Source organism: Hoylesella timonensis S9-PR14 (assembly GCF_000762405.1).
GTDB classification, from domain to species: domain Bacteria; phylum Bacteroidota; class Bacteroidia; order Bacteroidales; family Bacteroidaceae; genus Prevotella; species Prevotella timonensis_A.
The window spans coordinates 1-13,556 of the sequence record NZ_JRPQ01000164.1 but is presented as its reverse complement, the minus strand read 5'-3'; the positions used below and the strand labels follow the sequence as shown (position 1 = coordinate 13,556).

Below are 13,556 nucleotides of genomic sequence, written 5' to 3'. Positions count from 1 at the left end.
CAGATTGGTTCCTATCAGAGTGTGAAGAACTATTACTCATGATTGGTTATTATTTTAAGATACCCGAATCCGTATCTNTATTATCTACATCAGNTTCTTGTGACTTGGACTTAAANCCGTGATCCCACCGCCATGAAAAAGTAACNAATACATGATTTCCTGCCTCTNTATTGATGTTCTTTACAAGTTTATAAGCATAGTCATTTTTGGTTTCAATGCGATTATTTGTACCGGAACTTTGTAAAGGCTGTTCCCAAGTTAACCCTACTGAAAAATTCTTGTATTTATAGGTAGCACTTAATGAATTGGTGTATTCATTAAACCATACTGTTTCTGCAAACAAGCTATTATAACGACTTCTCAATCCTGCTAAGAATGAAAAACGTCCGATGTAACCTTCGATAGATAAGTCTCCAAAGAAGAATCCTCGTTTGTTGGTATATAAATCACTCATTGCATTAAAATAATTATAGGAGCCAGTGGCACTGAATACTAATTTATTATTCAACATCGCATAACGTAANTAGGCAGTCAGTGCGACCTGATTCATATCACGTTCATTTCTTATGATATTGTCAAAAGATATTCTCTCTAAATTCTCTGATCGAATCAAACTGGGCATAATGGCATGTNTGTTGGAAGCATACACTGCGCTAATCATTCCGTAAAATTTTGGCGTATAATAAGTTGCAGACAATGAGTTTTCGATATGGTTGAAAGGCTGCAATAAGGGGTTACCTATTTTTCTTTCCCAAACATCTAATTGTATGGCTGCTCCATTTAAATNAGCGAGAGAAGGTAGGCGAGAAACTAAATTGAATCCATATCCCAAACTGAAATTACTGGCAAGTGAGTAGTTCAATGATATTTGAGGACTCATCGTCACCTTATGATACTTTTCATTATTTTGAGCATAGNATTGATCATTTAAAGCCAATGTCGTTCTACCTGAAAATTGNTTCCAACGNCCTTCTACCTGTACATATATATCTGAGTTTAGATTTCTCATTTGTGGTTTGCTTTGTGTTCTTCCGCTGTACAAGTTAGTTGTGTTACCATAAAAAGAGCGTAAACCTGANGCTATCGCTCCCCATTGGAAATTTTTACTGTATCTCAATTCTCCTATGGCAGATATTTTTTTGCCTTCTACCACATAGTTTGATTTAAAATTACTTTTATCGGTTGAATAAGAATAATCATAATTTGAGCTTATGTAGGTTCCGACGATATTGAACATAAAAGTTTGATTCTTTGGAAGANTTTTTTTCAAGTACAGGTTTAATGCAGGAGACAAGTACTGATCTCTGATATTAGTTTCACTCATGTGACCAGATAANCCATCTCCACTTATTAAATCCGATCGGTTGTTTTTCGGATTGNGATGAGAATTTATGTAACCTATGGCTTGAAAAACGTATTTGTCCGGAACCGTAAGGTTATATTTTACTGTTGTTCCATGTGTAAAAGAAACNGCTCTTGAAGACAGGGTCTGAATATGTATAGTCTGCCAGTCTCCGGTNGGAAGAAGATATTTACGTAGGTCATCTGAANTTTGATTGGAACTATTCTGAAAATTCTCACTTTGGCTGATAGTCAGCTGTGAATTTTTATGAATATACGTTCCAAATAGATTATTATATCCATAAATGATTTTCGTTGAATTTGAGGTGTTTACTCCTGCAGATACACCATCCTCAGCATTGTACAAAACAATATTTACTGCCATAGCCAGATTCGAGCCATATTTCATCCCCGGATTTCTAATCACTTCGACTTTCTTTATTCGTTTTGGATCCAATATGGCTATATCATTTGCGTNTGAAGGCATTTNATTGATCAGCACAATAACACCACCTTGTGGGTCAAGNGTCGAGATAGTTCTTGATATGGGATTAATATCCAATAAAGGAATAGGAAGTTTTTTAAGTAATTCCAATCCTCCCGTAGATTGTTCTACTTGTAGTTTTGAAGGATAGATTGATTGTTTATCAGTTGTAAAAACATTACGGTTCGCAACAACTGCAACTTCATCAATCTGAATGCTCGTTTGTGGCATTATCAATCTTCCCAGATCCAGATTCTCATTTTCCTTCATTTTGATTTCTGCATTATAATCTTGATAACCAAGTCGGGTGCATTTTAATATNTATGTGTCGGAATTGAGTGTACGTATTGTAAATTTCCCATTAGCAGATGTTNCTGTTACTGCGATAACACGATTGTCTTTCGGTGAACGTATCATCACATTTACCATTTCTAATGGTCGATTTGATTCATTACAAATCATTCCTAATAAATCACCGGCAAATGCTTTATAAGTACAAATAATAAACACAATTACAAGGGCAATATTTTTCTTCATAATATTATTGATTTAAGCGTTGTTTTATAGCATTGTATCGTTCAAATCTTTTATATGTATTTTCAAATAAACTTTTAAGCATTCCTGTTTGGGCATTATTTTCTGTAACATCAGAATAACCAAATTCGCTTTGTACTGAGATGAAAGGCCATATTGCTAATTTGTTCGGTAAAATTTTACTAAGAAACTCGTCAGCAACATCCCGTTCTGAAAATGTTGCATTTATAATTGGTAGGAATGCGTCTCTGTATATAACTATGAACTGTGTACACCAAATCATATCCACCCAATAGAGATTTTTAGTAACAGATACAATATTGTGTACACCTCCAATCCCCCCAAATAATATCTGGGTATTATACAGCGCACCCTTAATTATATACTCGAAAAAAACTTCCCTATTATAATCTTCAGTAAATGTATGATCATCTTCACATATAACTATTACATCATCAGAAGTATTTTCTAGAGCATGTTTTATGATTTTTACAATAGACTTCCATAATCCGACAGCACCTATTTTGTCAGTTTCTGCTTCAATGAAGTGCAAAAGAAATTCAGGTCTGTTGAAAAATTGTGTCTCAATGTACTTCCGTCTATCTATTCTTTCTGGAAGATTAATTACATATGCATTAATCCGCAATCCATTATATTCTTCTTTTATTTTATCCATAATAATTCTCAACTTTTTCCAATACACGAAATTCTTTTATTGTTTTCTCGAAAAGACCTTCTACATACTTGGGAACATTATTAAATGATGTGACATCAGAGTAACCAAATTCTTTTTGGACAGATAAAAATGGCCACATTACAAAGATATTCGAGCAAATATTAGAAAGACAAATATCTGTAACGGTTTCCTCTGTGTAATCATGATCAAGAATCTTGTCATATACAGATTCAAAAATTACTGTAAACTGCATGCCATTAAATTGATCAATATAAAATAAATTTGAAGTAGCTTTAATTGGCAAATCAAACCAACTAACTCCGCCTGAAAGAATCTCTGCTTTAAGTGAAATTGCTTGCTGGATATTATTGATTAATGCCTCATAGGAAAAATCCTTAGTAAAGACATGATCATCTTCACAGAAAATAAAATATGATAATTTTCTATCTTTACACTCCTTTACTATCTTCCTAAATGTCAGCCATAAGCTATATGAACCAATAGAATGTGTAATTGGTTCATGGATTGTAATATTGAAGAAAGGTTTTCCTTTGAATTCATTTATTATAGATTGCCTTCTATTAATACGCTGTTTGAGATTTATAATATGTACAGGTAGTATCATATAATCTTTCTTGAAATTTAGTGTAAACTCATCATCTTTTTCCATAAGATAGATTTCTTTTTGATTTGGTATATATTATAATACTTATATAGAACAGATGCTATATTTCTTATTTGATTTAGAAGTTTTTTTCTCAGGTAAGGAGATAATTCTACAATTAAAAACAACAAACATTTTGAATGTTTATTTATTAAACTCACTTTGTATCTATTACGAATTAAGAATACAATAAAATCCGTCTCGAAATGAAATGTGTCTTCTTTTGTTACATCATCGGAAAATAATTTATAAAGTTCAAGTCTCATTGTGTATGCAGTATTCATAAAAATATATGCCTTTTGATGATTACAATTAGGCATCATTCCTATATATCTATAAGCATGAGACAAATAATGGTTAAAAACCTCTGAAGAGTAAGTTGATTGGTGTCTTATTCTAATCAGAACAGAGTTTATAAAATTCGCAGTAGCTAATTCTGGACGATTAAAATATCTAAAGCATAACAAACCAATTGAAACGCAACACGAAGCATAAAAATTATGTACTTGACTAAACAAATCCTTGTTATTCCAAATTAATCTCCTTGTGGAAATTAGAATTTGTAAAGATTGTCTGTATTCTTCTAATCGCTCAAGGAGTTGAGCAATCTGTAGATTTATAAATACAAGGTTAATATTACCAGCCATTGTATTTGGTAGTAAGTCTTGACATTTATGAAAAACTACGATTGACTTTCTGTACTCTTTCTTAAATGCTAACAGGAAAGCCAAAATATACATTTCAAAAGGAGGGAGAGTTACTTTTGATAAAACTTCCAAGCACAGTAAATTCCAATCATTTTCTGTGAGCTTATATTGACATTTCATACAATCGGACATATCATTATACTTTAAATTATAGTGTAATATGATATCAGTTCCATTCTTGGAGTAAGAATCAAACCCATTCTTCTTTTTGAAATCTTTTTGCAGAAAGAATATATCGTAAACGTTATCTATATCCATAATAGTGATGGTAAATTATTCGAATACTGAAATTTAATGAGATTATATCCAATGCCTGCATAACCATAATACAAACCAGTTATAGTTGGATTTCCAATCCATCCTCCGCATTTTATGCTTGATAGATTTAAATCTTGAATCAAAGGTTTAATGTATTCACCCATTGGAAAATCATCTTGTAACAAACTTATAATTTCCAATAATCCCATAAGTCCGGATGCTATAGAATGATCTGTATATGTTTGTTCTTTTATTTCTCTTTGGATTATTTTTATTGCAAAATCTAACTCTTTGTGCATTATATCATTTGAGTAGTATTTTGAAATTAGTAATCTGCTCAATCCTATCCCTGCACTACCATTACCCCAAGAATGATGAATATCTCCAGTTACCGTTAATGTCTTTTTCCAATACTGCTTAGATGGAGTAAAAAGTGCTTGATCGTATTTTAGTGCTTTTTTTCCCGCATCATAGAATTTATCATCTTTGAAAAAATCCCATAATTTAAATAACGCATATGCTATTGCTGAATTGCCATGAGCAAAGCCACCCCACATATTAAATGACTCTTTCTCCCATGAAATCATTTCAGAACGAACAGTAGTAGATGAAGCAATCAGATATTCACCTAATTTAAGAATGATCAATCTGAGACGATTTGAGAATCTGAATTTTGATAATTCAATTAATATCAAGATAAGACCTGCTGCTCCAGAGAAATAATCAAATCTTTTATCTTCCATAAATTTTATCTCAATAATATCAAGCAATGTTTCTAGATCTTCTTCTTTTAATTGAGGAGCTTCTGCCCCCATAATTTTGCAACCCATAATGTAATAATACAAAATAGAAGTAGGAAAATGCATTACTCCTAGCTTTAAAATTGGATTGTCTATTATATTACATTTGTTATTATGCAGAAACTCTACGGATTCGTTGAAAATTTTGAGAACAACGTCTTTGGCTCGTTCTTCATGAGTATGTGTATACCAAGCCATGAAAAAAAAACCAACGCCTTCTGTTCCTTGAAAAATATCTAAATGTTGAAGACTTTGGTCCCATATATCATTTTTGGATATGACAAAATCAACATAAGCAAAATATTTATCATCTTCTATTCCACAAGAAAGAGAATACATAAAATCTACAATTTGTAGAAGTAGTTCATTATGTCGGACTTCACTTGACGCTAGTTGTCGTTGAAGAACATTAGAATTATCTTTATATGCATGAATAAAAAGCGCTCTCTCTATAATGTCTTTCTGCAAAGCATATTCTTCCATCCTAAAATTAAGGATTCTGGAGATTGAAGCAGAAATGCCATCGCACTCAAAATATTCCTTTGATACGACAAGTCCTTTTTCATCAAGAAGATCTAGTGAATCTATACGAGAGGTAAATAAGGGGATGTCTCCTTGATTAAGTTGTCTAATTTCATTCTGTATTACACTTTCTTTTAATAGTGTTTTATCATATCCTCGCCAAAGTTTTTCAACAGTAAGATGTCGTTGAATAGAGTTTTCTTGGCAATATGGGGAATATAATGCTTTTAGTAGTTGTGAATAATTAAAAGTATAGCGAACTAAATATCTAGAACACAAATGAGGATACTTCAATACTATATCTTTAATTATATCAACGATTTCTATACGGTGATTTATAAAGAAATTACATACATAGTAAAACCCTTTTAATATTTCATTAGCATATTTGTCTTTATTTTGAAATTCCTCTTTTTGGATTATAGATGCAATATTGCTCAATCCGCTATTATCATACCCCGTGTTATGTAACGTTTCAAATCCAAAGCAAGGAACGAGCCCAGTTTTTATAACACCTTGTAGGTAGTGCTTGGATATCTCAGATTTAGTTAGATAGTCACCTGCAGATTTTACTATTGGAGAAAATATCATCTCCAAATCAAAGAAAACGGGCTTATTACCTTTTATTAAAATATTATCTGCTATAAGATCCTGAATACCGAAAAAATATGCAAGTCCAATATTAACTCCTTGATTAAAACAGTAAGACAATAAATTCTCCTCTGCTAGAAGATATTCATTTGTATCTTCTCCTTTTTGCCAACCATAGTCTCCTTTGTCTATATTTTGTGTTAATACTACAGACGGTTTAAGACCAAGTTCCCACATTTTTTTTATTAAATCATTCCATACACAGTCGGAAGACAAAGGCTTTGGCTTATAATAGATAGAATAAATTGTATTTATGGTATCTGATAGTACTAGACGTATTGTGTTTTTCCCCTCTCGATGACTATCACCGCAAAATGGGTCAAATTCAACGATATTTGTAAATAAACTGGATATTTTGAATGTCCGACGTATGTCAGTTAAATCATTTTCAAATCTATGAACAAACTGGCTAATATTCTTCTTGTAATTGTCTCTGAATTTTTGCAAATCAGAAAAAAGAAGTGGATAAATCCGAATAACAGACTCTAACCACTCTTTTTTATCTGTGATATTGTTAAGAAAATCAGAGAAGCTCTGCTTTTCAGAAAACGCCTTTACAAACACTTTGTATTCAAAACTTAACATTCCCCCTACGATTGTGCTTGTTTTTGCTAAAACCGCAGTATATAGAGTTCTTTTGGCACTATCATTAAAAAGAAGGGGTGCTCTTGTGGTTAATAATTCTGAAAAAATCCTTTCTGTAAAATCACACAGTTCTTTGGCGACAAAATGTTCAATAAAAGAATGGGTATCATCTCCAATGAAATGATTTTTTCCTGATAATAATTGATTTGTTAACTCTTTATTATCATGTGTTTCTTTCAAACGTTCCCAAAACATCTGAAGTGAACTTTCTGACTCAATATTAAGTAGAGAAAGTCTTGACCTCCAAAGCGTTTCTGATGTGAAATGACTTGTACTTCGTTTCCACAATGAAACAAAATCTATAAACTCCATGCAGCTTAGATTTAAATAAACAAAAAATAGCAACGAGGAAAATGATACAGGCATATTCCTCATTGCTTATCTACAAAAAGTGAATCAAAATAAATTAGATTCCTTAAGAGTGTGTTTCAACGAGAGCCTGACCCCGATCCTGAACCTGCCCCAGACGACCCAGACGACCCAGAAGGATAGCTTTTGCAAACACAAGTTGCATCACAACAAGTGGATCCACTAGTACTAGATGTTCCAGAGCCACTTAATATGGCACATTCTCCAGTAATAAAAGCCAACTCGTCTTCAGTTAACACTCTTCTGTCATTTTCTTTGAATGACTCTCTTACTTTGTTAAGTACAATTTTCATAATATTACAATGTTTAAGTGTAAAATACAGTAGCAAAAATATAAAAATAAGACCATAAATGCAATGAAAGAAGAGGTTATTTGTGATTATTTAACTCTTAAGCGATTGACTGGTAACTATTCAGCAATCGTAGACATTGAATATCAGAAACTTGCAGACTTATTATTATAGTAAACTGCTCAAAAATGATATTTTTTGGCAAAATTTTTATATATTTATTCTTGTAACTCGCTGTTTCTCAGTAATACTTTATAATCTTTATTGCTGAATAGTTACGATTGACTGGTAACTATTCAGCAATATTGTTCATGACAAAATCTGTCTTAGGACTAACTTGACTATCGACCAGAATACGGGTATCGGCAATATGAAAAGTCTTTGATTATCAACAAAATACACACTTGCTTATTTGCATATATCAAATATCTTTCGTACCTTTGTGCTTATGAATGAGCAAGTTACGGACATATTTCAAGTGTTTAAAAGATTGACTTCTGAGGTAACTATTCAGCAATATTGTTCATGACAAATTCTGCCTCAGCACTAACTTGACTATCGGTCAGAACACGATTATCCGCAATATAAAAAGTCTTTGATTATCAATAAAATACATACTTATTTACTTGCATGTTCCAAATATTTTTCGTACCTTTGTGCTTATGAATGAGCAAGTTACGGACATATCACATGCGTTTAAAAGGCTGGCTTCTGAGATGGCATCAATGCGGGAGGCCATGGATGCGATGCATACGGAGAATGTCAACTTGCGCCGCACTGTGGAAAAGTTGCGGGCGGAGAACCGTACCTTGCGCAAACAACTGGAGAAATACGAGGAACCAAAGAAGAACTCAAACAACAGTAGTACACCGCCTTCTAAAGAACCCATGAAAGACGAGGCACTTCGACGCACAAATTCGTTACGGAGGAAAAGCGGACTCAAGCCTGGCGGACAGCCGGGGCATGAGGGGCATTTAAAGGAATTGGTCGCAGTTCCTGATGTGATAGAGGAATGCGGAAGCAATTCCTGTCGCGAGTGCGGACGTGACCTGTCAGATATTGAAAAGGAACTTGATTATGTCAGCCAAGTTGTTGATTTGCCGACAATGGCTCCCATAGTGACAGAATACCGCCACTACAAGAAGGTTTGCATTTGCGGATGCTGCAACAAAGGCTATACGCCGCGCAAACGTGGAAATCAGATTGTCTTCGGCCGTAACATAAGAGCCATCGTGACATACTTGAATGTCGTACAGTGTGTTCCGTACGAACGGCTGGCCTCACTTATGGCCGAGATATTCTCGGTGCATATGAGCCAGGGAACTATAAGGAACATTGTACAGGAGGCCATGAGGAAGTCGCAGCCGGCAATCTCGTTGCTTGAGGAGATGCTGAAGAAATCCACTGTTGTGGGCTTTGACGAGTCTGGCTGTTACAACAACAAGAAACTGGACTGGGCATGGATAGCACAGACGGCATACATTACACTCTGCTTTCGCGCCACAGGCCGTTCCTCAAAAGTTCTTGAGGGCAAATTCGGTGATTCCCTGAAAAACATGGTAGCCGTCACAGACAGACACAGCGCGTATTTCGTGCTCAACTTCCTTGATCACCAAGTATGTCTGGCCCATCTCTTGCGCGAGCTTGAATATCTGACGGAACTTGCCCCCAAACAGAACTATTCTAAAGATGTGGAAGACCAATTACGGAAAGCCATCCATGAAAGGAACGGACGTAATAGAAAAGAAAACGCAGCTTGAAAAATTAGACACCTTGCTGCAAGCCAACCTTCTCCATCTGAAAGACCATTTCGAGAGGATGCGTAAAGGGATCTTCAGATGCAGAGATTACATATTCAACATCCTAGAGAATCCGAGAATACCATCTGACAACAATGCCAGCGAAAGGGGAATCAGAAAACTAAAGATAAAGCAGAAAATCTTAGGGACATTTAGGTCTAACAGTGGAGCTGATGCTTTCTTTGCCATACATTCCATCTCAGACACCGCAAGGAAGAAGCATCAATCACAACTCAATGCCATCAGCACCATCCTATCATTGTAGGATGGGAGGTGATGTATGGCTATTGCTGAATAGTTACATGTGTTTAGGATTGAGTTTTTGAACTGGTTCTTAAAAACATCTAATAAAATATTTGTATCAGAATCATAGCTTGTACTAGCTTCATTTTCATTAATTCTCCCCCAATACTTATATTCTAAACGAACCCTTTGGCGGAATTAATTTAAGTTGATAAACATGAATAAAAAGTTGCACATATCATTAATTTTTAGTAACTTAGTAGTATTCAAAACGTTAAGTTCAAGCCATCGTATGTACAACCTTTATACAAAATTCGTCAAAATACTTGAGATATGCAAGCAATTCTCTGAAAATCTCGTCAATGAATCGGGTAATATTCCACGCCGTGGTCCTGTTCCTAAGTTTTCGGACTTGGAAGTGGTAGCATTATCCCTGACGGCAGAGGCAGAGAGCATTGATAGCGAGAAGTGGCTGTTCGACTATAAACTGCAAGAGTACAAGGACAGCATTCCCAATCTCATATCAAGGAGACAATTCAATGACCGTAGAAAGAAAACAGCTGGCTTGTGTGAGGAACTTCGCAAGAGGATAGCCATGGAAATGGATGGTGGAGAGGAACAGTTCTTTGTTGACTCCAAGCCAATAGAGGTCTGTAGGGTAGCAAGAGGAAAACGTTGTAAGATGGGACATACTGGCGATTTCTCGCAAGCTCCCGACTTTGGCTTCTGTGCTTCGCAGAATATATACTATTTTGGCTATAAGTTATACGCCCTCTGTGGGTTAAGCGGAGTTATCCATTTCTATGATCTGTCAAAGGCAAGTATGGCTGACCTCCGTTATATGAAAGATGTAAAACATACTTATCACGACTGTAGCATCTATGGCGACAAGGGGTATATTGGAGCTAACGTACAGCTTGACTTGTTCGAGACTGCACACATAAGACTGGAGTGTCCATATCGGCACAACCAAAAGGACTGGAAACCGACATTCGTACCGTTGGCAAAGGCAAGAAAGAGAATTGAAACGCTATTCTCGCAACTTACAGACCTATTCTTGGTCATCAGGAACTATGCGAAAATAACGAATGGTTTGTTTGCCAGAATCATTGGCAAAATTAGTGCACTCACCATTCTGCAATACGTAAACTTCATTAACAACAGGCCCATTGGCAGAATTAAGTATGCACTAAATTAATTCCGCCAACAGGTTAAACGAGTTAAATGCACCATTGCTGGCATCTGTACTCTAGTTGCTTCATTGAACATTCCCATAGCACCCTACTTGTTTAATGTCGGTCTCAACAAATCACGGATATCTACTTCCAACGCTTCGGCAACTTTGACAAGATTATCAAGAGAGGGGTGTACTTTATTTGAACACCAGAGCGAAACAGTGTTCTCAGTATGTCCCACTTGGGTAGCCAACCATTTGCCTGACACCTGCTTTCCCGCTGACACGGATTTAATCCGATTTATCGCCTTCACTTGTTGATATACATTGCTTGATTGTTGAATATAAAGTACAAAGATACTGTTATGGGAGGGTTACACCAAACAAAATCAGAAATTAGTGGTTGCTGGGATTGAAATTCTTGTGTTTCAATCGTTTTTCGCAAAGAAAAGAGTAACTTTGTAGCATCAGAACAGGTGTTCTTTGAGATATTACAGAATAAAGAAGGGAGAAGAAACTCGCTCGTTTCCTTCTCGTAACCCATTTACCCTTTATTCATTCTTATTTTATTGGTTATCTGAAAGATACAACATTTTTGAATCTTTTGCGGGCATAGTCGGTTGCGATGAGCATCTTTGCCTTTTCCTCACTCTCACTCAAAGGTGCTCGTCCCAAGAGTGTGGCATTGCCCGTCTTGGCGAACTCCATCAGCTTGCCGATGAATTCTTCCTGTTCGGGCGTGGGTGGTATGTTATGCAGTATCTCGTTCTTCTCGGGGCGGTCGATACCGATGTCCTTGGCTGTGCGAAAGTCGCATATCTCCGCATAAAAGGCAGCCAGCTCTGGCACCTTGATAAATGTTCTGAACCGCTCTTTCTGGATTATTTCATTGGTGATGGAGAACTCGTAGTCAGTCGATTTCTTAGCAAAGACTGCTGCCCACGCATCAAAGCTGTTGATGCCCTGCTTTTCGAGTGCTTGCGGGCGCAGATACTTGAACAGAAGATACAGTTCCGTCAGACTATTGGAAATGGTCGTTCCTGAAAGGAAAGTGGCTCCCAAATCCTTGCCCGAACGCTCCTGTATGGTGCGGATGGCAAAGAGCATGTTTAAGGCACGCTGTGAGCCATCCGGATTGCCCAAGCCCGATACACGGTCGTGGCGAGTGTTGAACATCAGGTTCTTGAATTGGTGCGATTCGTCGACAAAGAGGTGGTCAATACCCATCATCTTGAAATCTACGGCATCGTCCTTGCGCTCAGCGATGCTGTCCTGTATGTTCTGTAACTTGGCATCAAGCGTCTGCTTGCGTTTTTCTAATCCTTTGAGCATCCCACGGGAAATCTCCGCTCCCTGCATACGTAGGACTTCAAGGTTTTCTTCCACAGAGTCCATCTCCTTCTGCAGGATAGCCTCCTGTATCTCCAAAGCTTGCGGTATCATGCCGAACTGCTCGTGCGTGATTATGATACAATCCCAGTCGTTGTTTTTGATGTCATTAAAGATGCGCTGGCGGTTCTGCTTGCTGAAATCGTTCTTGCCCGGATAGAGAATCCTTGCATTGGGATAAGCCTTGCGGAAGGTATCGGCAATATCGAATACGTTTGCCTTCAGTCCGATAATCATCGGCTTGTTAGCAAGTCCTAACCGCTTCATCTCGTAGGCTGCCGTACACATGATGAGTGTCTTGCCCGCTCCCACCTCGTGGTCGCAGATCCCCCCGCCGTTAGTCTTGAGCATCCATACGGCATCCTTCTGGCTCTTGTAAAGGTCGGCAATGCCCAATCGTCTGAGGTCAAGGTCGGGAAACGTCTGGTGCGTACCGTCAAAGTTGGGTCGCACAAAACAGTTGAAAAGGCGGTTGTACCTGTCGGAGAGTTGCTGTTTGAAGGTATCAGGTGTGCGTCCGAGCCAATCGACAAAGCCCTGTCTGATTTCTTCAATCTTGGCATTTGCCACCTGTATGGCATGTCCGTCCCTTACTTTGATGGTCTTAGTCTCTCCCGTAACCTTGTCCGTCACTTCCTTGCTTTTGTTGATGTCGGGAATGGTATTGTGCAGGGCATGCTTCAGGAGATTGATACCGTCATAGCGGCGGAACTCCCCCTGTACGGCATACTTGTGCCAGATATTGGCATTCTTTCGGTCGCAGACAATGCTGTACTCGTCCATATTGGAATGATAGGATACGTTAATGTCTGTCTCGAAGAACTCTGAGGCAAACCTGCCATAGACTTTAGCAGGTATCCAGCGTTCACCGAGATTAAAGTCAAGGTCTGCAAATGGAATGGGTGTCGGCGTAGCTGCATGCAGGGCAGCAAGACTCTGCTTTGCCTCTTCGTGGTCGGGATGGTCCAAGAGCCACGACTCGATACGCTCCGCCTTTTCTATTACATTGC

8 protein-coding genes and 1 pseudogene are annotated in these 13,556 nt (G+C 37.1%); 2 read left to right on the top strand and 7 right to left on the bottom strand.

What is annotated here, in order from left to right; all coding sequences use genetic code 11:
* Positions 1-49: 49 nt before the first annotated feature.
* From HMPREF9304_RS10535 to HMPREF9304_RS10515, 5 genes are all read right to left on the bottom strand, one after another.
* On the bottom strand, positions 50-2,287 hold the full coding sequence (locus HMPREF9304_RS10535; protein WP_445236339.1) for a carboxypeptidase-like regulatory domain-containing protein: 2,238 nt from the start codon (positions 2,285-2,287) through the stop codon (positions 50-52).
* A 79-nt stretch (positions 2,288-2,366) separates the two neighbouring features.
* Entirely contained in the window at positions 2,367-3,035 is a 669-nt protein-coding gene (locus HMPREF9304_RS10530) for a glycosyltransferase family 25 protein (RefSeq protein WP_036880529.1), read from the bottom strand.
* Positions 3,028-3,705, bottom strand: a complete 678-nt coding sequence (locus HMPREF9304_RS10525) for a hypothetical protein (protein ID WP_081939585.1) — start codon at positions 3,703-3,705, stop codon at positions 3,028-3,030. The genes HMPREF9304_RS10530 and HMPREF9304_RS10525 overlap by 8 nt, the downstream gene beginning before the upstream one ends.
* Entirely contained in the window at positions 3,678-4,664 is a 987-nt protein-coding gene (locus HMPREF9304_RS10520; protein ID WP_036880531.1) for a hypothetical protein, read from the bottom strand. Before HMPREF9304_RS10520 ends, HMPREF9304_RS10525 begins: the two co-directional genes overlap by 28 nt.
* Positions 4,655-7,594 carry a DUF4135 domain-containing protein gene (locus HMPREF9304_RS10515; RefSeq protein WP_036928874.1) on the bottom strand — a complete coding sequence of 980 codons (2,940 nt, stop codon included), beginning with the start codon at positions 7,592-7,594 and terminating at the stop codon, positions 4,655-4,657. The genes HMPREF9304_RS10520 and HMPREF9304_RS10515 overlap by 10 nt, the downstream gene beginning before the upstream one ends.
* A 1,084-nt stretch (positions 7,595-8,678) precedes the next feature.
* Between HMPREF9304_RS10515 and tnpC the strand changes: the two are divergent.
* Together tnpC and HMPREF9304_RS10505 are read left to right on the top strand one after the other, a co-directional pair.
* Positions 8,679-10,005, top strand: a pseudogene (gene tnpC / locus HMPREF9304_RS10510) (IS66 family transposase).
* A gap of 195 nt (positions 10,006-10,200) precedes the next feature.
* Positions 10,201-11,181: an IS982 family transposase gene (locus tag HMPREF9304_RS10505; RefSeq protein WP_036928873.1), complete on the top strand. Its 981-nt coding sequence runs from the start codon at positions 10,201-10,203 to the stop codon at positions 11,179-11,181.
* A gap of 83 nt (positions 11,182-11,264) precedes the next feature.
* On the opposite strand, the gene HMPREF9304_RS10500 is transcribed toward HMPREF9304_RS10505, so the two are convergent.
* Together HMPREF9304_RS10500 and HMPREF9304_RS10490 are read right to left on the bottom strand one after the other, a co-directional pair.
* On the bottom strand, positions 11,265-11,444 hold the full coding sequence (locus tag HMPREF9304_RS10500) for a helix-turn-helix domain-containing protein (RefSeq protein WP_374187986.1): 180 nt from the start codon (positions 11,442-11,444) through the stop codon (positions 11,265-11,267).
* 286 nt (positions 11,445-11,730) lie between these two features.
* The coding region (locus tag HMPREF9304_RS10490) for a helicase-like domain-containing protein (RefSeq protein WP_036928867.1) at positions 11,731-13,556 on the bottom strand (1,826 nt) is incomplete at its 5' end.